The following is a 25,647-nucleotide window of genomic DNA, read 5'->3' on the forward strand; positions in this document are numbered from 1 at the left end:
GGGGTTCAGGGATCGATCATCGGCGATTCGCCATTCTTCTCCCATGCTCGCCGACAGGCGGGATTACCGGGAGTAAAGCGTTATGAAACTTCTTGCTGTCTTGGGCGCCGGTCTGATCGCTGCATCGGGTGTCGCCGCTGCCGCCCCCGCCGAAGCCGCTCCGCACGATCGCTGGGGCCGGGGCCCAGGTTGGGATCGCGGGCCGGGCTGGCATCATCGCGGTCCGGGTTGGGACCGTGGTCCCGGCTGGCATCGCGGCGGTCCTCGCTGGGATCGTGGTCCCGGCTGGCGCGGTCCGCGTGGCCCCCGTTACGCCTATGGCTATGACCGTCCGCGTGTGACCTGCCGCTGGGTGCGCACTTGGAACGGGCCGCAGCGCCAGTGCTTCAACACCTATCGCTGAACGAAAAGTTCGTCACGGATGGGGCCGGTGGGATAAGGACTTGATCCCCCGGCCCCGTTTCGCCATATGCGCGGCGGGAGTCGGGCGGACGTAGTCGTCGCCAACCCGGTCAGGTCCTGACGGAAGCAGCCGTAACGATTTCGCTGCGGGTCGTTCCGGCTCCCACCCTCCGCACATTTTCGGCTATTCAAGGCACAGCTGGCATGGCCCGCATGTGTGTCGCCTATCACACGATTATACCTGACGCCGCGTGCCCGAGCCCCTATGTTGCTCCGCGATGATTTCCCTCACCCCGACCATCCAGACCCGTCATGGCTGATTCGTTCGATCTGGGCGAACCGCCCCAATCTGGTCAGACGCCCGCCAAGGCCGAAGCCTATCGCGTCCTTGCACGCAAATACCGGCCGCAGACCTTCGAGGCGCTGATCGGGCAGGACGCCATGGTCCAGACGCTGGGCAATGCGATCAAGCGCGATCGGCTGGCCCATGCGTTCCTGATGACCGGCGTGCGCGGGGTCGGCAAGACGTCGACCGCGCGGCTGATCGCCAAAGCGCTGAACTGTATCGGTCCCGACGGCAATGGCGGTCCGACCATCAGCCCGTGCGGGCAATGCGAACCCTGCCGCGCCATCGCGGAAGGCCGCCATATCGACGTGATCGAGATGGACGCCGCCAGCCATACCGGCGTCGACGACGTGCGTGAGATCATCGAGGCGTCGCGCTATGCCGCCGTCTCGGCGCGCTTCAAGATCTACATCGTCGACGAAGTGCACATGCTCTCCAAGAACGCCTTCAACGCGCTGTTGAAGACGCTGGAGGAGCCGCCCGCGCATGTGAAGTTCCTGTTCGCGACCACGGAAGTGAACAAGGTCCCGATCACCGTCCTGTCGCGCTGCCAGCGTTTCGACCTGCGGCGGATCACGGCGGACAAGCTGGCCGCCCATTTCGCCGATATCTGCGTCAAGGAAGGCGTGACCGCCGAGGACGAGGCGCTGATGCTGGTCGCCCGCGCGGCGGAAGGTTCCGCGCGCGACGGCCTTTCGATCCTGGACCAGGCGATCGCCCATGCCGATCTGGAGGGTGGCGGCGTCACCGCAGGCGCGGTGCGCGAGATGCTGGGCCTGTCGGATCGCGGCGCGGTGCGTGACCTGCTCGGCCTGATCCTGAACGGCGATGGCGCGGGGGCGCTGGCCTCGCTGCGGCAGCAATATGATTATGGCGTCGATCCGCAATCGGTGCTCCGCTCGCTCCTGGAAACGGTGCATGGCATCACCCTGACCAAGGTCGGCACGCCGCCTGACGCGGCCCAGCCGCTGGAGGAGCGCGCCGCGCGCGAGGAATGGGCGGGCGCGCTCAGCTTCCCGGCGCTGCACCGGCTGTGGCAGTTGTTTCTGAAGGGCCATGACGAGGTCGCGCGCGCCGCCTTGCCCATCGAGGCGGCCGAAATGGCGCTGCTCCGCGCGATCCATGCCTCTAGCCTGCCCGATCCGGGAGAGCTGGCACGGCAGATCCGCGACGGCGGCGTGTCGGCACCCGGCGCTCCGGCGGTGACGCATCAGGCGGCCCCCATGGCCGCCCCGGTCGCCATCGCCCCGCCCCCTCTGCCCGCCGAGCCCGAACCGCCCAAGCTGCCCGACAGCTTCGTCGCGATGATCGACCGGCTGGACGATATGGGGCAGTTGGCGCTTGCAGCGCGGATGCGCCACGGCGCGCGTCTCGTGCGTTATACCCCACCAGAAATGGTGTTCAGCGGATCGCGCCCGATCGCGGCCGATACGCTGAGCGAGTTGATCGCGGCGTTGAAGACGGCGACGGGCCAGAACTGGCGCGTCACGCTGGAAGACGTCCCCGGCCAGCCGACCCTGCACGAGCAGCAGGTCGCCGCCGAGGAAGCGATCAAGACCGCCGCGTGGGAATCGGACATGGTCCGCGCCGCGCGAGAGGCTTTCCCCGAGGCCGAATTGATGGAATGGCCCGGCAAACGCAGTGTGAACGGAGCATGATGTGAAGAATCTCGACGAAATCCTGGCGATGGCCCAGAACGTCCAGAACGAACTGGAAAAGGCGCAGGCCAATCTCGACACTATCGAGGTCGAAGGCGTCTCGGGCGGCGGCCTGGTCAAGGTGAAGGCGTCGGCTAAGGGCCGGATCATCGGCATCACCATCGACGATTCGCTGATGCAGCCGTCGGAAAAGGGCATGCTGGAAGACCTGCTGGCCGCCGCGATCAACGACGCGCGGACCAAGGCCGATGCCGCCTCGGGCAGTGAAATGTCCAAGATGACCAGCGGCCTGCCGCTGCCGCCGGGCTTCAAGTTGCCCTTCTGATCCGGTCCCGTTCGTTTCGGGAACGGTATGTCGGCTTTGGCGTTGCTTCCTCCATCAAAATAGGAGGGAATGTCATGGCCGACGAACGCGTTACCGAGACTTATGGCAATCAGCAGCCGCACACCACGGTGATCGAGCGCCGCAGCGGTGGCGGCGGCGGCATGGCCATCGCCATCGTCCTGCTGATCGCCGTGCTGGTCGGCGGCTTCTATCTCTTCAGCCGAGGTGGCGCGGAAAACCGTCGCGACGCGGCCGTGACCTCGGCCGCCAAGAGCGTCGGCGACACCGCCAAGAAGGCGGGCGACGCGATTTCCGGCGACGCCAAGTAAGGCGTTACGCTACCGGCCGGGCTGCTTTGGCTCGGCCGGTGGCATTGCTGGCGGATCGATCTCGTCATCCGGATCGGTCAGCCGCTTGAAAATCCTGGACCCAAAGGTCAGGGGGTCGCGTCCGCCGCCATAACCGGCTTCACGCGCCTCGCTATGCGAACAACGCCTCTGGCCCGCGAACATCCCGCAAGGGCCCGCGCCGCCCAGGATCTGCGTACCGCTGAGGCCCGCTCCGGCACCGCCCGTCTGCAATCTTTTTTCCCGAACAGAAGCGGGTATGCGATAATGTTCGTCGGCGTTGCGACGCCCGCGGACGACAACCTCAGTCTGATCGGGCATGCATTCCGTTCGCGGAGTGATACGCGGCAGGGACAGGGTCGATGGCGCAGCTTGCAGGAGCATCAGGAGGCCGATCACTGCGATCATTCATATGTTTCCCCAGAGGTGGACCAGGGGTGCTTTGGGATCGTGGCTTTTGCGGGGCGGTTTGCCGTCAAGTCATGGCGTGGGGCGACCGGCCCTCCCCCATCCCCTCCCGCCTGCGGGAGGGGCGTGTTCCGGGAATCCGATACGCACGACCGCATGCGTTTTTGAGTCTCCGATCCGACTAAAGCACGCCCCTCCCGCAGGCGCGAGGGAAAGGTGTCTCACCGAGACTCCCACCCTTATGAAATACAGCTATCCAGCCCCTGCCGCCGCACCACGCCCACATAACGCGCGATCACATTGCCATGTTTGCGCACGAACCCGGTCGGCGCCACCGCCGCGCGCTTCTTCGGCAGCGGCAGGACGGCGGCGATCCGTGCGGCCTCGGTCGGTGAGAGATGCGAGGCGTCATGCCCGAAATAGCGCATCGCCCCGGCATTGGCGCCGTAGGTCCCGATGCCCGTCTCGGCGATGTTGAGATACACTTCCATGATCCGCCGCTTGCCCCACAGCGTCTCGATCAGGAAGGTGAACCACGCCTCGAACGCCTTGCGGATGTACCCGCCATTCTGGAACAGGAAGGCGTTCTTCGCGGTCTGCTGGCTGATCGTCGAGCCGCCGCGGATGCGACCGCCCTTGGCGTTGCGATAGGCCGCGCTCGCCATCGCCTTGAAGTCGAAGCCGTTATGCGAGCAGAAACGCGCATCCTCGCCCGCGATCGCGGCGCGCGGCATGTCCGGGTCCATCTCGGACAGCGGCATCCAGTCCTTGGTCACGCCATGCCCGCCGATCACGTCCCCCAACATGGTGAAGGTGATCGGCGGCGGCACGAAGCGGTAGATGCCGACCCAGACGACACTGACGATCACAAAGGCGAGCACGGCCTTCAGGGCCCAGCGAGCGATGCGCAACATGGGCGGGGTCCTTAGCGGGGTTTGGCACACGCGTCACTCGCTCCGCACCCCACGCCGGTTCAGGATTTCAGAGTCTGCGCGATCCAGCGGTCGAACAGGTCGGGCCAGAGCCGGGCAGGCGCGCCTTCCGGAGCGCTCATCGCGCCGAAGCCATGGCCGCCCTTCTCGAAGAAATGCGCCTCGACCGGCACCTTGGCCGCCCGCGCCTGGGTCAGCACGTCGATCGACTGGTCGAGCGGAACCAGGCCGTCATCGACGGCGTGGACCAGGAACAGCGGCGGCGTGCTCGCATTGATCCGGCGCGGCGTGTCGTAGCGCGCCTTGGTCGCGGGATCGGGATTGGGGCCGAGCAGATTGTCGCGCGAACCCGGATGGGTGTTCGGCGTCGACAGGCTCGCCACCGGATAGACGAGGCCTGAGAAACGTGGTTTGGCCGACTGTCGATCGGCGGCATCGACCGGCGTATAGACCTTGTCGTCATATCCGACGGTCAGCGACGCGGCGAGGTGCCCGCCCGCCGAAAAGCCGACAATGCCCAGCTTGCCCGCGTCGATACCATAACGCGTGGCATTGGCACGGATCAGCCGCATCGCCCGCTGCGCATCCTGAAGCGGCACATTCGCCTGATCGTCCCACCCTTCCGACGGCAGGCGATAGGAAAGCGCAAAGACGGTGATGCCGTGCGGGTTCAACGTCTTGGCGACGTCGATCCCCTCATTCTGGATCGAGACGAAACCATAGCCGCCGCCCGGGATGGTCAGCACCGCACGGCCATCGGGGCGTTCGGGGCGGAAGACGGCGACGATCGGATTGGCGGTGCCGCGCAGCCACAATTCCTGCCGCCCGGCCGGGCCGTTCATCGACGGATTGGGCTTGGGCAGGGTCGCGCGCGCGCCGGGCGGTCGACCGGGCCAGAGCGGGAAATGCTCGGCGGGGGGCCAGGGCGTCATGGCCTGTGCGGCGGGCGCCGCCTGGGCCTGTGCGGCGGGAGCCGCCTGGGCCGCCACGCGGCTGGCCAGCGGCACGGTGGCCATGGCCCCGATCAAAGAGCGTCGGTCGATCATTGGCATCCCCTCATCCTCCGCGCCTGATAGCGCTATATGGGCATCAGGGTGCCGGGGCCGCACGCGCCGATCAAGTGAAAAGGGCGCAAAGAAAAAGGGGCGGAAAGCTTTCGCCTCCGCCCCCCTGTCTCAATCTCGTCTCAATGACCGTATTTCTTGATCCCCCGCCTGCGCAGCTTTTCGCGCTTGCGCCGACGGCTGTACGGGATCGCGAACGCCAACCCGGCAACCAGAACGATGCCGATGATCACATAGGCCAGCTGTTCGCGTTCAAGAAATTCCAGCATTAGTCGAAAATCGCCCCCCAACGACGCTTAACACGCTCCCGCCAGTGACCGCGATGATAGGCGTCCGACGCGAGCAGCGGCATGACCGAACCCGCTTCCGCGAACACCATCTGTTCGAGCGCGGTATCGACCTTGCCCCAGCTCGCCGCTTCCTTGAGCGTCGAGGACGAGCAGGCACCGTCACGAACATCGGCCACCGTGATCTGCACGGCGTACTTGTGCATTTCGACGTCTTCATGGCCCAGGATCTCGGCGCAAACAACCGTGTCCTGAATGAAATTCTTCGGAACGCCGCCGCCGATCATCAGCAGGCCGGTGGTGCCCGCCTTGATCTTAATGTCGGTCAGTTCGCGGAAGTCGGCAATGGCGTCGAGCACCATGTAGGGCTTGCCTTCCTTGGCGCGCTCGACCTGATGCTTCACCAGACCGAAACCGGCCGACGAATCCACGAACGCCGGGCAGAAGATCGGCACGTCATGCTCATAGGCGAGCTTGACGAGGCTGTTTTCCTTCTTGCCGTGCTCGACCAGATACTTGCCCATCTCGCGGATGAAGGCGCGGCTCGAATAGGGCTTGGGCTCCAGCGAGTCCGCGATCTTGCCGATCGTGTGGTCGCAGTCCTGCAGCTGCTCTTCGTCGATATAGGTGTCGTAGATGCGGTCGATGTACAGCGAACGCAGGACGTTATCGTCGGGGATTTCCAGCGCCTGATAATGCTTGTGACCCAGGCCCTCGAAGAAATCCATGTCGACGATCGACGCGCCGGTGGCGACGATGCCGTCGATCATGTTCGAGCGCAGCAGCTCGGCATAAAGGTCCATGCAGCCGCCCGCCGAGGTCGAACCGGCGATCACCAGGAAGATCGAGCAGTCCTTGTCGGCCAGCATCTGGTTGTAGATGCCGGTCGCGCGCGCCAGGTCGCGGCTGGTGAAGCTCATCTTGCCCATCGAATCGATGATCGGGCGGGCGTCGAACGAAGTGATGTCGATATGCTCGACCACGCTGGAGAGCAGCTCGGCCTTACGGTTGTCGTTGATCGTGTCGGTCATGATGGTTCCATCATCATCGAGAAGCCGTCGTCGTTATTGGGGACGCGGTAACCCGGCTGGCCCGGCTCTGCGCGGGGGCAGTGCCGGTATGCGAAGGGGCCTTATCGCGGTCGAAACCGCAATGCCACCCCATTCCCCTCCCGCCGAAGCGGAAGGGGATAAAGGAGGTGCTAAAGTCGCCGGGTTACAGCTTGACGACGTTCGCCGGACGGGCCTGCTCGACCTCGTCGCGATAGACCGAGAACATCGGCTCGTCGTCGGTCACGACGAACTCGTGACAGGTGAAGCCGTTGAACTGGGTCCGCATGGCCTGGCCGTAGGCGCCCAGCATCCCGATCTCGAAATAATCGCCGGTGTTCGTGTCCGCAGGCAGCGGGAACGGACCCTGCATGAAATCGAGATCGTCGCAGGTCGGGCCCCAGAAGCTGAAGTCCATGTCGCGCGCGTCGGAATCCGGCTCGCGCAGCAGCTGGACCGGATATTTCCAGCCAATATGCGCCGCATCGAACAGCGCGCCGTACGCGCCGTCGTTGATGTACAGCTCGTTGCCCCGGCGACGCTCGACGCGCACCACGACGGAAGAATATTCCGCGCACAGCGCCCGGCCCGGCTCGGCCCAGAGTTCGGCCGAGTAGGACACCGGCAGGCTCTCGAATGCGCGGTGGATCGTCTCGAAGAAACGCTCCAGCGGCGGCGGGGTCATGCCCGGATAGGCCGAGGGGAAGCCGCCGCCCACGTCGATCACGTCGACCGTGACGGCCGCCGCGACGATCGCCGCGCGCACCCGCTCCATCGCCGCCGAATAGGCGTCGGGGGTCATGGTCTGGCTGCCGACATGGAAGCAGATGCCCAGCGCGTCGGCGACCTGACGGGTCGCGATCAGCAGGTCCTTCGACTCCTCCAGGCTGACGCCGAACTTCGACCCCAGGCTGAGCTTGGCGTATTCGGACGACACGCGCATCCGGACGCACAGGGTCAGGTCGGTCGCGCCGTTCGTGGCACGGACGATCTTCTCCAGCTCTTCCATGCTGTCGAGCGAATAGGTGCGGACGCCGTGGGTGAAATAGGCTTCGGCAATCGCCTCTTCCGACTTCACCGGATGCATGAAGCAGCAGACGGCCTGCGGGGCGACCGACTTCACCAGACGAACTTCCGCGATCGAGGCGGTGTCGAAATGGGTGATGCCATTGTCCCACAGGATCTGGATCAGATCCGCAGACGGATTCGCCTTTACCGCGTACATCGAGCGGCCCGGAAACTTCTCGACGAAGAATCGGGCAGCGCGCGCAGCAGCGTGCGGGCGAAGCAGCGTGACCGGATCAGCCGGACGACGCTTGGCGATGTCGATGCCGCGCTCCAGATTGGAGGGGACGGCGGTCGAGTGGGCAGCTAGCCCCAGCGCGCGATGATTCTGGTGCAACTCAAGGGACCTCCAATTGCCGGACGGCATACGGTGACAAAAAGCTGCCTTGCGGTTGGAAGTCCCATGGGGCAGCGGAGGCGCGAAATAGGGTCGGCGTTTTCGAATGTAAAGCGGTAGAAAGCCCGTCGGAGATAAAAAGTGACAATCTTAAGACAACCGACAAAAGCAGGGGTGCGCGACGCCGCAGAGAAGATCGCCCGCATCCTGCCCCCTTCACCAATATTTCCCTTTATGATCAAAGGGAAGACGGTGGTTTTCAAGGCGGAAAACTTGCAACCTGTCGGCGCGTTCAAGCTGCGCGGCGCATGGCACCGGTTAACCGCGTTGGACGCGGATTCGCGGGCGCGAGGCGTCGTCGCCTTCTCGTCCGGCAACCATGCGCAGGGAATCGCCTGGGCCGCGCGGCGGCTGGGGATCGCGGCGACGATCGTGATGCCCGCCGATGCACCCGCGTCGAAGCGCGAAGGCACGTTGGCGCTGGGCGCGGAGATCGTCGATTACGACCGGGCGACCGAAAGCCGCGAGAAGATCGCCCGTCGCCTTGCAGAGGCGCGGGGCGCGACGCTGGTGCCCAGCTTCGACGATCCCTGGGTGATCGAGGGACAGGGCTCGGCGGGCATCGAGGCGGCGGCGCAGATGGCCGCGCTGGGTCTGCCCTTGCCCGTCCATGTCGTATCGCCCTGTGGCGGCGGCGGGCTGGCGGCGGGACTGACGCTGGCCCTGCCCGAGGCGCGGATCACGGTGGTCGAGCCCGAGGGCTGGGACGATATGCGGCGCTCGCTGGAGGCCGGGTGGATCGAGCCGGTCGGCGACAACCCGCCGCCGACCGCGTGCGACTCGCTCCAGACGACGCGCGTCTCGCCGCTGACCTTCGAAGTGCTGGCGCGGCGGGGCGCGGAGGGCGTCGCGGTCAGCGAGGCCGAGGTCGCGGCGGCACAACGTTTCGCGGCCGAGCGGCTAAGACTGGTGGTCGAGCCGGGCGGTGCGGTGGCGCTGGCCGCGCTGCTGGCGGGCAAGGTCGCGCCGGCGGACGGGATGCTGATCCTGCTGTCGGGCGGCAATGTGGATCGTGCGGCCTATGCGCGCGTACTGGCGGGCTGATGGAGGGCATTGCGAACGCCGCGCCGGGGCTGGCGATGATCGCCGCCTTCGCCTGTGTGGCGGGGGGTGCCGTCACCATCCGGCGCGGGGATCGGCGGAAAGGCGTGCTGATGCTGGTGATGGCGGTGGTGCTGGTCGGGAATGTGCTGATCTGGACGATGTGAAGGGCGGCAGAGAAAAGCCCCTCCCCTTCAGGGGAGGGGTTGGGGTGGGGCTTCTCCACAAGCGCGGCATTTGCGGAAGCACCCCACCCCCTGCCCCTCCCCTGAAGGGGAGAGGTGAAACCTTTAAGCGAACAGCCGCGCCAAGCTCCGCTCAAGCATCAGCATCTGCCACAGCGTCCGGCCATGTTCCGCACGCCCCGCGCGGTGATCGGCCGCCAGACGCCCCAGTTCGGCCAGGTCGAACCAGCCGGTCTCGCGCAGCAGCCCGGATTTCTCCAACCGCGCCGCCTCGTCCGCCAGCGCGCCGCGGAACCATGCACTGATCGGCGTCACGAAGCCCATTTTCGGCCGATAGAGGATGTCGCGCGGCAGATAAGGCTCCAGCACCTTCTTCATCAGCCATTTGCCCTGCCCGCCCCGCAGGCGCATCGAGACGGGCAGGCGCGCGGCATATTCGACCAGCCGGTGATCGAGCAGCGGCTCACGTGCTTCCAGTCCGACCGCCATCGACATGCGATCAGTCTTGGCCAGGATATCGCCGGGCAGCCAGATCTTCATATCGGCATATTGCACCCGGTCCATCGCGTCGCGCGCGGGCGCGTCGCGCATCGCGGCGATATAGCGATCCTCCGCCCGGTGCCCGCCAAGCGCCGCCTTCGCCTCGGCGGAGAACAGCCGCGCGCGCGCCTCCGGCCCCGTCACGCCGACCGCGCGGGCATAGGCCTCCGCTCCGTCCATCCCGAGCGCCTGCAACGTCGTCTTGGCGCGCAGGGGACGCGGTGCCCAATCGGCCTTGGGGTAGAGGCGGCCCAGCGTCCCGAACACGCTGCGACGAAATTCCGCCGGGAACAGGCCGCGCACCCGCTCCTCGCCCGCGTGGAAGATGTGGCGGCGATAGCCCATCAGGATTTCGTCCGCGCCGTCCCCCGCCAGCGCCACCGTGACATGCTGCCGCGCCATCTCGCACAGCCGATAGGTGGCCAGTGCCGAGGCATCGGCAAAGGGCTCGTCGAACTGCGCGACCAGCGTGTCGATCAGCGCGAAATCGTCCGGCTGGACGACCCGCTCGGCATGGTCGGTAGCGAAGCGCTGGGCGATGATGCGGGCATGGCTGCGCTCGTCCAGGCCCGCCTCGTCGAAGCCGATGGTGCAGGTGCGCACGGCGCGCGGGGACGCCTCCGCCATCAGCGCGACCACGCCCGAGCTATCGACGCCGCCCGACAGGAACGCGCCCAGCGGCACATCCGCGACCATGCGGCTGACCACACCCTCACGCATCCGGGCCAGCAGCCCCTCGCCCAGTTGCGCCGCCGATCCGCTTTCGCGGTTTGAGAAATCGACGTCCCACCATTGGCGCGGCCGGGGGATGGCGCGGCCACGCTCGATCAGCAGGAAATGACCGGCGGGCAGCTTGTGGACGCCTGCGACCATGCTGGCATCGTCGGGCACATAGCCAAAGGCGAGATAATCCTCGACCGCGCGGATATCGGGGCGGCGGCGGAACAGCGGATGCGCCAGCACCCCCTTCATCTCCGAGGCGAAGGCGACCGCGCCATCGGGCAGTTCGGCCCAGTGGAGCGGCTTCACCCCCAGCCGGTCGCGCGCCAGGAACAGCGCCCCCGCCTTTGCGTCGTGCACGGCAAAGGCGAACATGCCGACCAGCCGGTCGAGCATCGACGGCCCCCAGTGCCGCCAGCCGTGCAACAACACCTCGGTGTCGCCATCGGTGTGGAACACCGCGCCCTTGGCCCGCAATTCCTCGCGCAGTTCGCGGTAATTATAGATTTCGCCGTTGAAGCAGACCGCAACCTCGCCATCCACCATCGGCTGCGGCGATCCCGCCACGTCGATGATCGACAGCCGGGCATGAGCAAAGCCGACGCCGGGCGCGGTCCAGATCCCCTGCCCATCCGGCCCGCGATGCGCCTGCGCGCCGATCATTACCCGCAGACGGGCGGGATCGACCGGCTTGGGCGTGGCGGGATGAAAGAGACCGGCGATACCGCACATGGGGGTTCAGCGCCGCCCCGTCAGGCGGTCGGCAAAACCATCGACCGGGCCCAGCGCGCGGACGAACGCCTCGATCGCGTGCGGGTCGTCGCCCTCGCTCGACACATGCACTGCCACCGCTGTCTGGCGTTGCCCCAACAGCCGGGCCTTCATCGTTTCCAGTTTCACGCGCCGCATATCCGGGGTCAGCCTATCGCCGATCCGGTACCATGTCGCAACGTCGCGCTCGACCGACTGGCCGGTCGGCCCCGTCGTGGTCAGGCGCATGGCGTCGCCGCCCGCGATCCGGTCCAGATCGGCAACGCGGATCCAGCGATCATCCTCGTGCAGCACGCCCGTCCCGAACGCGCCCAGCTTGGCGCCCTCGCGCTGACGGGAAAAGACGCCGACCGCCAGATCGACCTGATGCCCCTGCCCGTCGCGATAGCTGCGCAACAGCACCGCATCGGCGCCCGGATAATGGGGGTTCCATGGTGTCCCCTGCTGCGTAGGGGTCCAGCCGGGCACGTCGGGCAAGGTCATGCTGGCGGGCAGCACCGCCGCGCGCGATCCGGCAACACCGCTCCAGCTGGGAAAGACCGCCGCGATCGCCACCGCCAGCAGCGCGGCAAGCAGCGGGTCGATACGGTGGCGGGGCATGGCCGACAGCCGCGCCGGGTCGAAGGCGGGATCATCGGGCGAACGGTCGAAGAATTGCCACCCGATCGCCAGCACCGCCGCCATGACGATCGCAAAGAACACCCAGCCGAAGATGATATGGTCGACCCCGCCCGCCACCTCGATCGAGGTCCTGTCGGCGGCGAAGATCGTCCCCCAGGCGCGCACGCCATTGGCGAGGACCGGCACGATCAGCGACACGATCATGAAGACCGCCCGCCGCCAGGGCGAGCGGAAACACAGATTGGCGACCAAAGCGGCAAAGGCGACCATGGCCAGGACGAACTTCGACCCCGAACAGGCCTCCGCCACCTCGAACCAATAGCGCCCAGCATGGATCAGCACCCCGTCGGCCGAGGCGGGAATGCCGCTCCAGTCGAGCAGCGGCATCACGATCGACACGGTGATCTGCTGGAGCGGCCTTTCCAGTTCCGCGCCGAACGGCACCAAGAACCACGCATAGGCGAGCGGGAACAGCATGCCCCGCGCGACCATCGGGCCGAGCAGCGTGAGAACCGCGCCCTCCAGCATCGCGACCAACCCCAGCTGGCGGACCAGCGCGACGGTCGCGGACTCGCCCAGCAGCCATAACAGGCCGCCGCCCGCCACCACGAACAGTCCCGGCCACCAGGCGGCCGGGGTCAGTCGCGCCAGTTCGGCGCGCCGCTGCCAGATCAGCCAGCCGACGACCGGCCCGATGAACAGGCAATGGCCATAGGTCGTGCTGGTCCACCAGATATCGACCAGATGCGCGACATCGGCGCGGAACAGCAGCAACAGGGCCAGCGCCGTCCCGGCCAGCAGCGCGAGAGGATAGGTCCAGCGCCCCGGCCTCGCCCGTTCGCCCGCTTTGGCCATGTCCCCGGCGGTCACGTGGCCATGGCCCCCAGCAATCGGTCGAGCGGCGCCAGCCGCGCCGTCCAGTCATAGCGCGCCAGCACCTGCGCGCGCGCCACCGGATTGTCGGCGGGGCCGTTCAGCGCGGCGATGACCCGCTCGGCAAAGTCGCGGTCGTCGCCCGCCACCGCCATCGTGCCGCCATGGTCGATCCCCTCCGCCGCCGCCACGGACGCGACGATCGGCCGGGCCATGGCCATCGCCTCCAGCAGCTTGTTCTGGATGCCGCGCGCCAGATCGAGCGGGGCGACGCAGACGGCGGCGCGGGCCAGCCAGATACGGGTGTCGGGCACTTCGCCGGTGACGATCACCGCCTCGCTCGCCAGCCGCCGCACTGCCGGGGTCGGCGCGCGGCCGACAATGGCGAAACGCGCCGCCGGGCAGGCCGCACGGACCAACGGCAGGATATGTTCGGCGAAACGCGTCACGGCGTCGATATTGGGGCGGTAGTCCATCTGCCCGGTGAAGACGATCAGCGGGCCGTCAGACGCCCCGGCATCGATAGCGGCGGGGTCATAATGGCTGGCGTCGATGCCGTTCTCGACCGCAACGACATTGCCCTGCCCCCCGCCGGAACGGAACAGCGCGGCTTCCGCCTCGCTGACGAACAGGGTAGCGGCGACGGATTGCGCGACTTGGCGTTCGTAGCGGCCGAGCAGACGGCCCTCGCGTTTCAGAACGGACCGCACCCCCGGCTTGGCCGACTTGGCGAGGCTGGCAAACTTGACGGAATCGACATCGACCATGTCCATGATCGTCGGCTCGGCCCCGCGATACTGGGCCATCTGACCGGAGAAGATATAGGTCGCGCCGATGGGGCGGCGCGCCCGTACGTCCGCCACCGCGCGCATCATGCCGGAATGGGTGAAGGCGGTCAGCGAGATGGGTTTGCCCGTCGCCAGCGCCTGCACCGCCGCCACCGGCATCGGCTTGGTCCGGCGCAGGATATGATGGCTGGCAAGTTCGGCGCGCAGTTCGGGCGGCAGTTCCTCTTCCCCCGCCTGCTCGGCAAAGGCGCAGAGATGGACGCGCCAGTCGCGCGCCAGATGGCGCAGCACATGATAGCTGCGGATCTTGTCGCCGCGATCGGGCGGAAAGGGCGCGCGGTGCGCGAGGAACAGCAGGTCCTTCAACCCAGACCCCGCGCGATGGGCGGCCCGACGATCTGCGCGACACGGACCGGCAGGCGCTTCCACACCGCGATCATCAGCGCATATTTGGGGTTGAGCGGGTTGATCGCGCGCGGGCCGTGGACGCTGCGGCTGGCATAGACCAGCGGTTGCCCCTCGAACCCCCAATTCTTCTTGAACGCCGCCGCCCCCGTCCCGACCTTCGACCGGCCGAAGTCGAAGCTGTGGCAGCCGCGCTGCCGGGCGTGGCGCATCAGCGCGAAATACATCAGGTCGTTGGCGCGCAGCCCCCGCGCCGCCTGCGTTCCCCCGCCCCAATAGGGATAGACGGTGCCGCCATGATAGAGGTTGAGCACGCTCGCCACCGCCCGCCCTTCATGGCGCACGGTCAGCACATCGGCGTCGAGCCGCGCCACCGCCTCGCGGAACAGCTTCGCCGGGAAGACGGGCGTGCCGAGATTGCGGACCGACTCGGCATAGACGCGGTAATGCTCGGCGAGCATCCGGGGATCACGGCCGGTGACGACCTCCAGATCCTGCGACAGCGCCTTGCGAAGCTCGGCCCGCTGCTTGCGAGGGATGGCCTTCATCTCGGCCTCGTCATCCGCCGCGATGGGGCGGACGAAACCCAGATAGCTGTCCGCATCCGCCGTCCAGCCGTTGGGCACCGAACCGCCGCGCAGTTCGACCGATTCGATGCCCTTGTCCCCCGCCAAGGCCCAAGCGGCCTCAGCCAACGCCTCGACACCCTTGCCCAGCACGCCGCCATCGACGCCGAAGCCGGTCGACACCATCGCGGCGCCAAACAAGGGCGAGCGGATTTCGCTGAGCGGCAGCACACCGACAATCGCACCGTCAGCCCCTTCGGCCACCAGATAATGCGCCGTCTGGCCGCAGCCCTTCGCCCCCGCCTTCATCCAGCCGGTCAGGTGAAAGGGCGTCCCCTCCGCCTGTGCGCCGACAAAGGCATCGATCCGCGCGCACTCCGCCTCGCTCGCCAGATCGGCGACGCGGATCGTCGGCGGAAGCCCGGTCATGCCAGCCGCGCCGCTTCCTCGGCCGCGACCTGATCGACGCGCCCCCAGTCGTGACGACCAAGCAGTCCGCGCAGCTTGCCCGCCATCGCGCCCAAACGGCTGTAATGACGCACACGCGAGCGCAGCGGCGCATGGGCGACGCGGGGCTGGTCGGGATCGACCTCCCAGGGGTGGAAATAGAAGATCGCGCCGTGGCGGTCGCGATTGACCTGCCCGACCGCGATATCGGTCAGCTTCGCGGGCAGCATCCGGAAAAAGCCGCCGCCGGTCGCCAGCCGCCTGCTGCCCCACTGCGCCACCGTCACCGGCAGCTCGATCAGCCCCGAGTCCGCCAGCGGCCGCCAGGCATAGCGCGGTGACTCCGCCCAGCCATAATGGTCGTGGCGCAGCGGCGCGACGCTGGAGGAATATAGATACCCGGCCTCGGCCAGCACGGGATGCGCCCAGGGCGTACGCGTATCGATCGAAAAGCTCGGCGCGCGATAGCCGGTCACGGCCTGCCCGCCCGCATCCTCGATCGCCGCCTTGGCGCGGGCCAGATCGGCGCGGAACTGGTCGGCGGTCATGGTGAATACGCGCTGATGGTCCCAGCCATGGCTGGCCATCTCATGCCCCGCCGCCACAATGCGGCGGATCAGCCCGGGATGGCGATGCGCCACCCAGCCGAGCGTGAAGAAGGTCGCGCGCGTGCCCGTCTCGGCGAACAGCGACAGGACGGCGTCGGTATTGGCCTCGACCCGGCTGTCCAGCCGGTCCCAGTCGCCCTTGTCGATCGTGCGCTCGAACGCACCGACCTGAAACCATTCCTCGACATCGACCGACATGCCGTTGAGCGGCAGGGATTTTGCCCCAAGCTCAGGCGGCATGGCCCCAGGCTCCCGGTCGGATCGTGGCTCCGGCTTCGCGACGGTCCTCGCCGCGATTGTCGATCTCGGACCAGTCGACCAGCAAGGTCAGGACCCGGCGCAGCGCCGCCTCCTGCTGCTCCAGCCGCGCTTCGAGTTGCGCGATGCGGCTTTCCAGCGCGGCATCGGTCGAGGGCTTGGCCGCGGGCACCGGCTCTTCCGCCGCAACGGGCGGCGGCGCGGCGGGGGTAGGCATCGGCCGCAGGGAAACCGGCTCGGGCGCCGGCGGCGGGGCGACGACGCGGTGCGTGCTGCGCGGGGCCGGCTGGCTTTCGGGCATCACGCGGGTGATCGGATCGGCTCGCGTCGGGGCGACCGTCGCATGACCGTTCAGGCCCAGCCCGGTGCGCAGCGTGCCCGCCGAGAATAGCGGATCGCCCAACCGCGCCGCGCTGTCGAAGATCGGGGCCGCCGGCTCGGGCTCGGGCGCGATCGGCATCGGGGCCTCGCGCCCTGCGCCCATATCGGCGGCCATATCGGCGGCGACGCTCTCGACCGTCTGGCGGCCGATCAGTTCGACACCCTCGATCGCGGCCTGCAGCAGGACACGGCCCGCCAGCACGTTCAACCGGCGCGGAACCCCGCCCGAGGCATCGTACAGCGCGTCGAAGGCGTCGGCGGCGAAATCGGGACGGCCCGTCCAGCCCGCGACCGCCAGGCGATGCGCGATGTAATCGGGGACTTCCTCGGGCTCCATCGGGTCGAGGTGATGGATGGCGATGACGCGCTGGCGCAGCTGCTCGACGGCGGCCGAGCCCAGCAGGCGCTCGCGAAATTCGGGCTGCCCGACCAGCAGGATCTGAAGCAGCGCATGGCCGCCCGCCTGGAAGTTGGACAGCATGCGGAGTTCTTCGAGCGAGGCGAGCGGCAGCGCCTGCGCCTCGTCGACGATCAGCAGGATGCGGCGGCCCTCACGCGCCACGCCGTTCAGCGCGCGTTCGATCGCGGCGAGCAGCGCGGCCTTGGTCAGCCCCTGCGCATCGACGCCCAGTTGCCCGGCCACGACGCGCAACAGGTCCTGCGGCTCGACGGCGGTGGACACGATGTGCAGGACGCGCAGGCGCTTGGTATCCAGCGTTTCGACCAGATGGCCGACCAACGTGGTCTTGCCCGCCCCGACATCGCCGGTGATGACGATAAAGCCCTCACCCTGCGCCAGCCCATAGCCCAGATAGGCCATCGCCTTGCCATGGGTCGCCGTCTGGAACCAGAAACGCGGGTCCGGCGTCAGTTGAAACGGGCGTTCGCCCAGACCGAAATGGGTCTCGTACATCATCGTGCCTTTCGGCCGGTCAGAATTGATACCGTGCGGCGATCAGGGCCTGTGCCGACAGGGCACTGGACAGGTCGCCGACCTGGAAGTGGTACAATCCAACCGACGCGGTTGTTCCGAGCCGACCGAAGTTGCGGTAATAGCTGGCGGTCGACCCCAGCGATACCACGTCCTCGGCCCCCGCCAACCTAGAGACGTAATAGTTAACGAAGCCATTCACGTTAAGCCCCGAATTGGGACCGAAGGCGCGGCCGAGGAAAATCTGGCCGTAATAGCTGTCGTCCTGCACGCCCGAGACGATCAGGCCCGGCGCCCCGTCCGGCGCGAACAGGCGGCGGCTGGTATAGCCGATCCCCGCCCCCAGCGTGGAGCGTCCCCGCTGATAGGACACCGCCATGTCCAGCCCACGCGCGCGATAGACGGCAGTCTGCACCGATTGCAGCGCGTCGTTCAGGCACCCGCCCGGCGACGCCCCCCCGGCCGAGAAGGTGCAGCCGTTGAACTGCTGCGCAAAGACGTCGCGCGTCTCGACGAAATTGGTCGGCAGGTTGGACAGTCCGTTGCGCAGCTGGCGGCCAAAGGTCTGGATGCCGTCATACACCGCCGCCTGGAACACGATATCGCGCGCCGCCTGATAACGCGCCATGCCGGTAACGCTGAGCGAGCCGTAACGCTCGCCGACATGCGCCTCTACCGAGGTACGGCGATCGGGTCGCCAGATCACGCCCGCGTCGTAATAGACGCCGTCCGTACGATAGGCGATCCGACGCGGACCCGTGGGATTGGTAATGAAGCGGCCCTGGCTGTCGACCAGCGGGCGTCCGGCGGCATCCACCTCGGGATCGCGCTGGCTCGACTCGATCCGCTCGTAACCGACACCGGCGGTCAGCGCGACATAGGGCGAAATCGGCTTCAGCACGTCGCCGCGCACGAACCAGCCCTCGTAACGCTGCGAAAGTTGCCCGGCATCATCACGCTCATAGGCGGCGTTCGCGGACAGGCCGACCGGCGCGATCGATCCGGGCCGCGCCGTGGCGCTGACGGTGGCGACGTGGTTCCAGCTGTCGCGGAAATAGTCGAGCCGGGACTGATCGGCCGCCACGCTGCCCAGACCCGGCGTCTCGGCACGGGTATAGCCCAGCCGGTAATTCGCGCCGATCTGCACCGGCCCCGCCCGCGTGGTCAGCGAAGGCCCGGCAAAGACCGAATAGATTTGCGAGATGTTGGCGATATTGCCGACCAGCACGCCGGGCGCCTCGCCGCGAATGTCGGCGCGCGTCCGTGTCGCCAGCGCCCCGGCCTCCAGCCGCAAATCGGGCGTGACGGCATAGGAGCCCCTCGCCAGCCCGCTATGGATATCCCCGCCCACGGTCCGGTCGCCCCAGCCGATGCGGTGTTCGTAGCGATAGCTGACCTGCCCCTGCGCCCGCGCGGTCTGCACCTCGGCATTCACGCCCGCCGCCAGTGTCGTATAGGTGACGGCATCGCCGCGTGTCAGGTCGGCAACCAGGCCCTGCCCGACCTCGACATAGGGGGCCAGCCGTGCGCGGCGACGCTGCGGCACATTGCCACGCGCCCCGCGCCCATTGTCGCCCCGATCGGTGGCGGACGGCTCGGTCAAGCGATTGCCTTGCGCGGTGGAGGCGGTGCTACCCGCGACCGGCACACCCTGAGCCTGCGCGGAAAGCGCGCTGGGCCAGGCGGCCAGCACCCAGACCAGACCGACAAGGGCGGGCCGCGTCACCGTCACGGCGCGCCGTCCTTGCCATATTTGCCGTAATAGCCGAACCGGCGGCTGCCCGGCACGAAAGCGACGCTGTTCAACACCAGCTGGATATGGTCGCACGCATCGAGTAGCGCGATGGCGGCTCCGACTTCGCTTTCGGGCGTACGGTCCGCGCGGACGACCATCATCACCTGCCCGGCCAGCATCGCCAACACCGAGGCGGGGGACGCCGCCAGCACGGGCGGCGAGTCGAAGATCACCAGACGGCGGGGATTGGCCGACAACAGCCGCTGCACGACCGCGCGGGTACGGGCCGAGGCGAGCAACTCGGTATCGTTGGCGGTCCGGGTGCCGCAGGGCAGCACCGCCAGATGCGGCACGTCGGTGCGCATCACCAGCGATTCGACATCGATGCTGCCATCGACCAGCGCATCGAGCAGCCCCGGCCCCTCGTTCAGGCCCAGCCGCCCCAGCACGTCGGGCTTGGCGACATCGGCGTCGATCAGCAACACCTCGGTATCGCGCTCCGCCGCCAGCGACAGGGCGAGGTTCACCGAGCAGAAGGTCTTGCCGTCCTGCGGCCGGGCCGAACAGACCAGCACGACCCGCGCCTTGTCCTCGTCGCCGCCCTCGACCAGCCGCTGGCTGGTGATGATCAACTGCCGCTTGACCAGCCGAAACTCCTCGGCCAGCGGGCCGATCGGCGCACCGGGCACGATCATGCCGTTCTCCGCCAGCATCGCCCGGTCGACCATCGCGACGTCGGAAAAGCCCGGACTATATTCGGTCGCCAGAAACTCGTCGTCGCCCGGCTGCGCCAGAAACTCCGCCGGAATGCCACTCAGCGAGGGATCGAACGGGGCATGATCGACGAAGGGCGGCTCGGGATCGTCATATGCCACCGGGCCGGGCGGCGCAGTGTCGGTCGGCGCGGCCTCGACCGGCGGGGCGGGCGGCGTCCGTTCCGGTTCCTCGGCCAGCGGTGTGGGCGCGGGCGCGTCGGGCACGTCACGCACCTCGGGCACACGCACATAGGACTGGAAATCATAGACGTTCGCCGCGCGTTCGAGCAGCGACGGTTCCCGGCGGGGTCTGGTGGGTTTCACGTTTTCGTTCACGCGGCCATTCCCCGCTGCAATAGCTCGATAACCAGGACCAGCCCATAGGCCGCGCCCAGCGCCGCCGTCCCGCCGAGGAACAGTTTCAGCCGCTGCGCCCGCGCCGTCGCTTGGCCGCGCGTCACGACCTCGCCGATCGCGCCGATCACTGGCATGCCCATCGTCCGCTGAAGCGATTGCGGGGTGGTGAAGGTCTGGCGCAGCTTCGACAGGGCAAAGGCCGATCCCACGCCCAGACCCAGCCCGGCGGCGAAGACCCCGGTCAGGAGCAGCAGGCGATTGGGTGCGCTCGGTGCGCGCGGATAGGTCGGCGGATCGATCACGCTGAACCGCATCGAGTCGGTCTGGTTCTGCGCCTGACCGCGCAGCGCCACCTGCTCACGCTGCCGCAGCAACTGGTCGTAACTGTCTTTCAGAACTTGATAATCGCGATCGATCGCACCTTGCGCAGCGGCCGCCTCGGGATCGGTCGCCAGGCTGGCGTTCAACCGGTCGAGGTCGTTCTGCAACTGGCTCTTGCGGATTTTCAGGCTAGCGAGCTGCGACTGCTTCTCCGCCGCCATCGACTGGAGCGACATGTAGAGCGGGTTGGGCTGCCCCCCCGCCACGCCCCCGGCGGGCTCCGCCTTGGCCGCGGCCTGTGCGGCGGCCAGCTGGTTGCGCAGCGCGATCACGTCCGGATGGTTTTCGGTATAGCCGCGCGCGCGGGCATCGGCGAGCTGGCCCTGAAGCGTCGCCAGTCGCGCCCGCGCCGGGCCGACCGCCGCGCCGCCGCCTTCGCTGACCGTGCGCGGGGTGCCGGCCAGCTGGCCCTGTACCGCCGCGAAGCTGGACTGCGCCGCCGCCAGATCGCTGTCGACCTGCGCCATTTGCGAACGGGCCAGGCCGATCCGATCGGCGACCGATCCGCTGCCCGGCAGCCCGCCCGCGAACTGGTTCAGATACTGGGCGCGCTTGGCCTCGGCGATCTGAAGCTGTTTCTGGCGTTCGCTCAACTGCTTGTCGAGGAAGGTGAGGCTCTGATTGGTGGTGTTGCGATCGCCGAGCAGGTTCGATTCGACGAAGATGTCGATCAGCTTCTGCGCGACCTGCTGCGCCAGCTTGGGGCTGGACTGGGTAACGGTCAGCTGGAAGATGGTGTCCTGCTGGTTCTCGATCTTGATCGACTGCGCCAGCTGGGCGACCCGCGCGGCGACATCGGCGTCGCTCGACACCGTGCTGGCCAGATCGGTGCCACGAACGACCTTTTGCAGGTTGATCGCCGAGATCAGCGTCTGGCGGACCCGGTCGACCGAATCCATCTGGCTGTTCGGCCCGGTCGACATGCCGTCGGGCAGGATTTGCGAATTCTGGACCGCGATGCGCGCGCGGGATTCATATTTGCTGGGAATCTGGGCGACGAACAGCCACCCCAATATGCACACCGCCCATGCCACCGCCAGCGCCAGCCAGCGGCGTATCCATATCGCATGGAGGGCGATCCGGATTTCGTCCTGAATACTCGACACGCGCCCGCTGCCTCAGAACATCGATTCGGGGATGATGATGACGTCGCCCGGCTCCAGCCGGACATTCGCCGTCGAATCCCCCTTGCGGAGCAGATCGTTGATCTGGAGCGCATATTCGCGCTGCTTGCCGGTCTCGCGGTCGGTGCGCACCAGCTTGGCCTTGTTGCCCGCCGCGAACTGGTTCAGCCCGCCCACCGCGATCATCGCGTCGAGCAGCGTCATATTGGCGCGGTAGGGGATGGAGGCGGGCCGCTCGGTCGCGCCGACGATCCGCACCTGCTGGCTGTAGGTGCCCGAGAAATTCTCGACGATCACCGACACGATCGGGTTGGAGACATATTCGGACAGCGCCTTTTTCAGGTCGTCCTGCAACATGGCGGGCGTCTTGCCGACGGCGGGCATGTCGTTGACCAGCGGCGTGGTGATGCGGCCATCGGGGCGCACCTGCACCTTGGTCGACAGGTCCGGATTGCGCCACACGAAGATGTTCAGGGTATCGAGCGGGCCGATGACATATTCCTCGCCCGGCTGTTCCTTGCGCGCGACATAACCGGCCGAGGGTAGCTCGGTCTTGGTCCCGGCCGTCGAACAGGCGGTCAGTGTCGAGGCGCAAAGGCCTGCGATCAAGAGGGGGCGGGCGAACGATGCCATGCGAATGGTACTCCTGAACCCCTCCTCTCCCAGGATACGGAGACGAAAGGCAAATTGCGCAATGTCGCTATGCCACCCAAGAGGTGAACAGAGCGTTATGCCGGTGCGCCGAGCGTCTCAGCAGCGGGGGGATGGCCCAGAAACGCCGAAGGGCTGGCGGTGGCTCCATAGGCCCCGGCCAGAAACACCGCGACGATATCGCCGACCTGCGCCACCGGCAGCGCGACCCGGTCGCCCAGCCGGTCGAGCGGGGTGCAAAGCGGCCCCACGACCGACACCGTCTCCACCGGCTCGGCCCCCATCGCATGGGCGACCGCCAGCGGATAGTTGCGCCGGACCACGGTGCCGAAATTGCCGCTGGCCGCCAGTTGGTGGTGCAGCCCGCCGTCGAGGATCAGGAAGGTCTCCCCCCCGCTGTCCTTGCGATCGATCACCCGCGCCAGATAGACGCCGGACTCGGCGACCAGCCAGCGGCCGAGTTCGATCGCGAAACGGCTGTCGCCCAGAATGGCGGGCCGTTCCGCCAGCGCCTGCTCCAGCGCCGCCCCGACCGTCTCCACCGGCAGCGGCTTGTCCCCCGCGAAATAGGGCACGCCGAACCCGCCGCCCAGATTGACCAGCGGCGGCGGCGCCCCCGCTGCGTCCGCCAGCCGCGCGGCGAGCGCGATGGTCGCCCCTTGCGTGTCGATGATCGCCTGCGGATCGAGCGCCTGGCTGCCCGCATAGATGTGGAAACCGCGCCAGTCGGCTCCCGCCGCGATCAGGTCGCGGACCAGTGGCGGCACCCGCTCGGCATCGATGCCGAAGGGCGAAGGGCGCCCGCCCATCTTCATGCCCGAACCACGCAGTTCGACATCCGGGTTGACCCGGACCGCCAGACGCGGACGCACGCCCAGCCCCTCCGAGATGGCAAGCGCACGCCGCGCCTCGCCCTCCGACTCCAGGTTGATCGTCACGCCCGCGCGGACCGCGGCGGTCAGTTCGGCATCACGCTTGCCGGGGCCTGCGAAACTGACCGGCTTACCGAGCGGCGCGACCTTGGCCAGTTCGCCCGCCGAAGCGACGTCGAAGCCGTCGACCATCGCCGCCATCGCCGCCAGCAACGGCACGAAGGGATTGGCCTTGATCGCGTAGTGAAGGTCGATCGACGGGAATGCCGCGCGAAATCGCGCGACGCGGCTGGCGACGATAGCCAGGTCATAGACGAAGACCGGCCCTTCCCTGCCCTCCATCCACGTCTCGGCGCTCCGCCCGGCGATGGTCAGCGCGCCGGTCTGGGCGGCGAATTCGGGGGGGATCGGCCCCATCGGCTTCATGACGTTCTATCCTTCTCGGCCCAGTCCCGGCGCAGCGCGGCGCGGTCGAGTTTGCCATTGGCGTTGCGGGGCAGCGCGTCGGCCCAGGCGATGTGCGACGGCTGCATGAAATTGGGAAGGTCGCGCTTCAGTCGCGCGCGCAAGCTTGGCTCGTGCACCGGATCACCGGCCAGGATCAGGACGATCGCCTGCCCCTGCGCTTCGTCGGCAATGCCGAAAGCGACCGCCTCATGCGCCTCACCACCGGCCAGCGCGGCTTCCTCCACCTCCTGCGGGCTGATCCGATTGCCGGAAACCTTGATCATCTCGTCATCGCGCCCGACGAAGCGGAGCAGGCCGTCCGCGCCCTCGACCACCGTATCGCCCGACCAGACCGCGCGCGCATGATCCGGCGTCGGGCGGAAACGCTGCGCCGTCCGCTCGGCATCGCGCCAATAGCCCTGCGCGACGAGCGGCCCGGCATGAACCAGCTCGCCTGGCTCGCCCGGTTCGGCCCGGCTGCCATCGGGGCGCAGCACCATCACCTCGGCAAAGGGAATGGCGCGGCCGATCGCATCGGGGTGCGCATCGATTAATGCGGGTTCGAGATAGGTCGAGCGAAACGCCTCAGTCAGGCCGTACATCGCATAGAGATCCGCCACCGGGAATAAGGCCCGCAGCCCCCGCACCAGTCGAGGCGTCAGTGCCCCGCCCGAATTGGTCAGCCGCCGGATCGAGGCGACCGCTTCCTCGGGCCAGTCGATGCCCAGCAACTGCGTCCAGAGCGGCGGCACCCCCGCCAGCGTCGTCGCGCCGTAACGCACGACAGCCTTCACCACGTCACGCGGGGTCAGATAGTCTAGCGGTGCCACGGCGCCCCCCGCGACCCAGGTTGAGAAAAGCTGGTTCTGGCCATAGTCGAAGCTGAAGGGCAGGACACCGAGCACCCGGTCGTTGGGCGTCAGCTTCAGATACTGGGCGACCGATATCGCGCCATACCAGAGATTGGCATGGCTCAGCATCACCCCCTTGGGTCGCCCGGTCGAGCCGGAGGTATAGAGGATCGCCGCCAGCGAATCCGTCTCCGCCGTCGAACGGGGCAGCGCGTCGCCCTGTCCGGCCTCGGTCATCACCGCCACGCCGCCGGGCACGTCGCCATCCTCCAGCGTCGCGGCGCGGGGGCCATGGGTCAGCAGCATCGCCGCCCCGCTATCGGACAGGATATGCGCGACCTGTGCGCGTTTCAGCAGCGGGTTGATCGGCACATGCACCAGGCCGGCGCGCGGTGCGGCCAGCGGCATCAGCGCGGATTGCCACGTCTTGGGCAGCCACGTCGCCACCCGTGCGCCGGGGGCGAAGCCCTGTGCCACCAGCCATCCGGCCAGACGGGCGACCGCCTCCTCCGCCTCAGCAAAGCTCAGTCCGCCCTCACGGCCGAGCAACGCCGGGGCATCGCCCGCCCCGCGCAAGGCATGGTCGATCGGATACGCGGACGGATCGATGGTCATCGCGCCATCTATCAGTGCGGACAAGGCAAAGTCGAGCGGGCGCCCCGCAGTCGAGGAAACAACCAGCGCCGAGAGCGGAAACCGAGCGCCAGCCCTCCCCCAACCCCCTCCCGCCTGCGGGAGGGGGCTTCGCCTGGCCGTGCGCTTGCCCCACCACCTCTCCCCTCCCGCAGGCGGGAGGGGCCGGGGGAGGGCATGGGTCTCATGCCCTTTCCTCAAATCCCACACCCGAACCGGCCGCAACCAACCAGCGTCAGGACAAAGAAACCGAACGTCTCCCCTCCCCCAACCCCATCCCGCCTGCGGGAGGGGGCTTTGCCTGGCCGTGCGCTTGGCCCCCACCTCTCCCCTCCCGCAGGCGGGAGGGGTTTGGGGGAGGGCATGGATCTCATGCTCTTTCCTAAAGCACCACACCCGAACCGGCCGCAACCAACCAGCGTCAGG

24 protein-coding genes and 1 other RNA gene are annotated in these 25,647 nt (G+C 67.7%); 7 read left to right on the forward strand and 18 right to left on the reverse strand.

Features of this window, described 5'->3' with window-relative positions; all coding sequences use genetic code 11:
* Nucleotides 1–82: 82 nt before the first annotated feature.
* From ACWKSV_RS07610 to ACWKSV_RS07630, 5 genes are all read left to right on the forward strand, one after another.
* Nucleotides 83–403, forward strand: coding sequence for a hypothetical protein (locus ACWKSV_RS07610; protein ID WP_083706678.1), 321 nt, complete (start codon nt 83–85; stop codon nt 401–403).
* A gap of 72 nt (nt 404–475) precedes the next feature.
* An RNA gene (gene ffs / locus ACWKSV_RS07615) (signal recognition particle sRNA small type) lies at nt 476–573 on the forward strand.
* 141 nt (nt 574–714) lie between these two features.
* The gene (locus ACWKSV_RS07620; RefSeq protein ID WP_483666917.1) at nt 715–2,406 is read left to right on the forward strand and encodes a DNA polymerase III subunit gamma/tau; all 1,692 of its coding nucleotides are present in this window, start codon (nt 715–717) and stop codon (nt 2,404–2,406) included.
* 1 nt (nt 2,407) lies between these two features.
* Nucleotides 2,408–2,731 (forward strand): YbaB/EbfC family nucleoid-associated protein, encoded by a 324-nt coding sequence (locus ACWKSV_RS07625; protein WP_056434009.1) that lies wholly within the window; start codon nt 2,408–2,410, stop codon nt 2,729–2,731.
* Nucleotides 2,732–2,805: 74 nt separating this feature from the next.
* The gene (locus ACWKSV_RS07630; RefSeq protein WP_076716850.1) at nt 2,806–3,060 is read left to right on the forward strand and encodes a hypothetical protein; all 255 of its coding nucleotides are present in this window, start codon (nt 2,806–2,808) and stop codon (nt 3,058–3,060) included.
* Nucleotides 3,061–3,069: 9 nt separating this feature from the next.
* Here the strand turns inward: ACWKSV_RS07630 and ACWKSV_RS07635 are convergent, their stop codons facing one another.
* The 6 genes from ACWKSV_RS07635 to ACWKSV_RS07660 all read right to left on the reverse strand — a co-directional run bounded on the left by ACWKSV_RS07635 (nt 3,070) and on the right by ACWKSV_RS07660 (nt 8,220).
* Nucleotides 3,070–3,486, reverse strand: a complete 417-nt coding sequence (locus ACWKSV_RS07635; RefSeq protein ID WP_156884304.1) for a hypothetical protein — start codon at nt 3,484–3,486, stop codon at nt 3,070–3,072.
* A gap of 239 nt (nt 3,487–3,725) precedes the next feature.
* Complete coding sequence (gene mtgA, locus ACWKSV_RS07640) at nt 3,726–4,400, reverse strand: monofunctional biosynthetic peptidoglycan transglycosylase (protein ID WP_056434017.1); 675 nt, start codon at nt 4,398–4,400, stop codon at nt 3,726–3,728.
* Nucleotides 4,401–4,459: 59 nt separating this feature from the next.
* Entirely contained in the window at nt 4,460–5,434 is a 975-nt protein-coding gene (locus ACWKSV_RS07645) for an alpha/beta hydrolase (protein WP_237243393.1), read from the reverse strand.
* Between the two features lie 170 nt (nt 5,435–5,604).
* Nucleotides 5,605–5,751 (reverse strand): hypothetical protein, encoded by a 147-nt coding sequence (locus tag ACWKSV_RS07650; RefSeq protein WP_167345458.1) that lies wholly within the window; start codon nt 5,749–5,751, stop codon nt 5,605–5,607.
* Nucleotides 5,751–6,800, reverse strand: coding sequence for a 1,9-bis(guanidino)-5-aza-nonane synthase (locus tag ACWKSV_RS07655; RefSeq protein WP_076716855.1), 1,050 nt, complete (start codon nt 6,798–6,800; stop codon nt 5,751–5,753). Before ACWKSV_RS07655 ends, ACWKSV_RS07650 begins: the two co-directional genes overlap by 1 nt.
* A gap of 184 nt (nt 6,801–6,984) precedes the next feature.
* Complete coding sequence (locus tag ACWKSV_RS07660; protein WP_082442148.1) at nt 6,985–8,220, reverse strand: type III PLP-dependent enzyme domain-containing protein; 1,236 nt, start codon at nt 8,218–8,220, stop codon at nt 6,985–6,987.
* 234 nt (nt 8,221–8,454) lie between these two features.
* Between ACWKSV_RS07660 and ACWKSV_RS07665 the strand changes: the two genes are divergently transcribed.
* On the forward strand, nt 8,455–9,324 hold the full coding sequence (locus ACWKSV_RS07665; protein WP_237243394.1) for a threonine ammonia-lyase: 870 nt from the start codon (nt 8,455–8,457) through the stop codon (nt 9,322–9,324).
* Complete coding sequence (locus tag ACWKSV_RS07670) at nt 9,324–9,488, forward strand: hypothetical protein (RefSeq protein ID WP_172839677.1); 165 nt, start codon at nt 9,324–9,326, stop codon at nt 9,486–9,488. The genes ACWKSV_RS07665 and ACWKSV_RS07670 overlap by 1 nt, the downstream gene beginning before the upstream one ends.
* A gap of 123 nt (nt 9,489–9,611) precedes the next feature.
* On the opposite strand, the gene ACWKSV_RS07675 is transcribed toward ACWKSV_RS07670, so the two are convergent.
* The 12 genes from ACWKSV_RS07675 to ACWKSV_RS07730 form a co-directional block, all read right to left on the reverse strand.
* On the reverse strand, nt 9,612–11,498 hold the full coding sequence (locus ACWKSV_RS07675) for an XrtA/PEP-CTERM system amidotransferase (RefSeq protein WP_076716861.1): 1,887 nt from the start codon (nt 11,496–11,498) through the stop codon (nt 9,612–9,614).
* 6 nt (nt 11,499–11,504) lie between these two features.
* On the reverse strand, nt 11,505–13,013 hold the full coding sequence (gene xrtA / locus ACWKSV_RS07680; RefSeq protein ID WP_076716862.1) for an exosortase A: 1,509 nt from the start codon (nt 13,011–13,013) through the stop codon (nt 11,505–11,507).
* 11 nt (nt 13,014–13,024) lie between these two features.
* Nucleotides 13,025–14,185 (reverse strand): TIGR03087 family PEP-CTERM/XrtA system glycosyltransferase, encoded by a 1,161-nt coding sequence (locus ACWKSV_RS07685; protein WP_076716864.1) that lies wholly within the window; start codon nt 14,183–14,185, stop codon nt 13,025–13,027.
* The gene (locus ACWKSV_RS07690; protein ID WP_076716866.1) at nt 14,182–15,219 is read right to left on the reverse strand and encodes a FemAB family XrtA/PEP-CTERM system-associated protein; all 1,038 of its coding nucleotides are present in this window, start codon (nt 15,217–15,219) and stop codon (nt 14,182–14,184) included. The genes ACWKSV_RS07685 and ACWKSV_RS07690 overlap by 4 nt, the downstream gene beginning before the upstream one ends.
* On the reverse strand, nt 15,216–16,085 hold the full coding sequence (locus tag ACWKSV_RS07695; RefSeq protein ID WP_076716868.1) for an XrtA system polysaccharide deacetylase: 870 nt from the start codon (nt 16,083–16,085) through the stop codon (nt 15,216–15,218). The genes ACWKSV_RS07690 and ACWKSV_RS07695 overlap by 4 nt, the downstream gene beginning before the upstream one ends.
* Nucleotides 16,075–17,397: an ExeA family protein gene (locus ACWKSV_RS07700; protein WP_083706679.1), complete on the reverse strand. Its 1,323-nt coding sequence runs from the start codon at nt 17,395–17,397 to the stop codon at nt 16,075–16,077. The genes ACWKSV_RS07695 and ACWKSV_RS07700 overlap by 11 nt, the downstream gene beginning before the upstream one ends.
* A gap of 19 nt (nt 17,398–17,416) precedes the next feature.
* Nucleotides 17,417–19,147, reverse strand: coding sequence for a hypothetical protein (locus ACWKSV_RS07705; protein ID WP_237243396.1), 1,731 nt, complete (start codon nt 19,145–19,147; stop codon nt 17,417–17,419).
* A complete protein-coding gene (locus tag ACWKSV_RS07710; protein WP_172839678.1) occupies nt 19,144–20,229 on the reverse strand; it encodes an AAA family ATPase in 1,086 nt (361 codons plus the stop codon). Before ACWKSV_RS07710 ends, ACWKSV_RS07705 begins: the two co-directional genes overlap by 4 nt.
* An 8-nt stretch (nt 20,230–20,237) precedes the next feature.
* Nucleotides 20,238–21,749: an XrtA system polysaccharide chain length determinant gene (locus ACWKSV_RS07715; RefSeq protein ID WP_056434043.1), complete on the reverse strand. Its 1,512-nt coding sequence runs from the start codon at nt 21,747–21,749 to the stop codon at nt 20,238–20,240.
* 12 nt (nt 21,750–21,761) lie between these two features.
* Nucleotides 21,762–22,406 carry an XrtA/PEP-CTERM system exopolysaccharide export protein gene (locus tag ACWKSV_RS07720; RefSeq protein ID WP_056434045.1) on the reverse strand — a complete coding sequence of 215 codons (645 nt, stop codon included), beginning with the start codon at nt 22,404–22,406 and terminating at the stop codon, nt 21,762–21,764.
* A gap of 89 nt (nt 22,407–22,495) precedes the next feature.
* Entirely contained in the window at nt 22,496–23,716 is a 1,221-nt protein-coding gene (locus tag ACWKSV_RS07725) for a pyridoxal-dependent decarboxylase, exosortase A system-associated (RefSeq protein ID WP_191864843.1), read from the reverse strand.
* Nucleotides 23,713–25,203, reverse strand: a complete 1,491-nt coding sequence (locus ACWKSV_RS07730; RefSeq protein WP_076716874.1) for an AMP-binding protein — start codon at nt 25,201–25,203, stop codon at nt 23,713–23,715. The genes ACWKSV_RS07725 and ACWKSV_RS07730 overlap by 4 nt, the downstream gene beginning before the upstream one ends.
* Nucleotides 25,204–25,647 lie beyond the last annotated feature (444 nt).

The organism is Sphingomonas sp. SphC10, assembly GCF_057004845.1.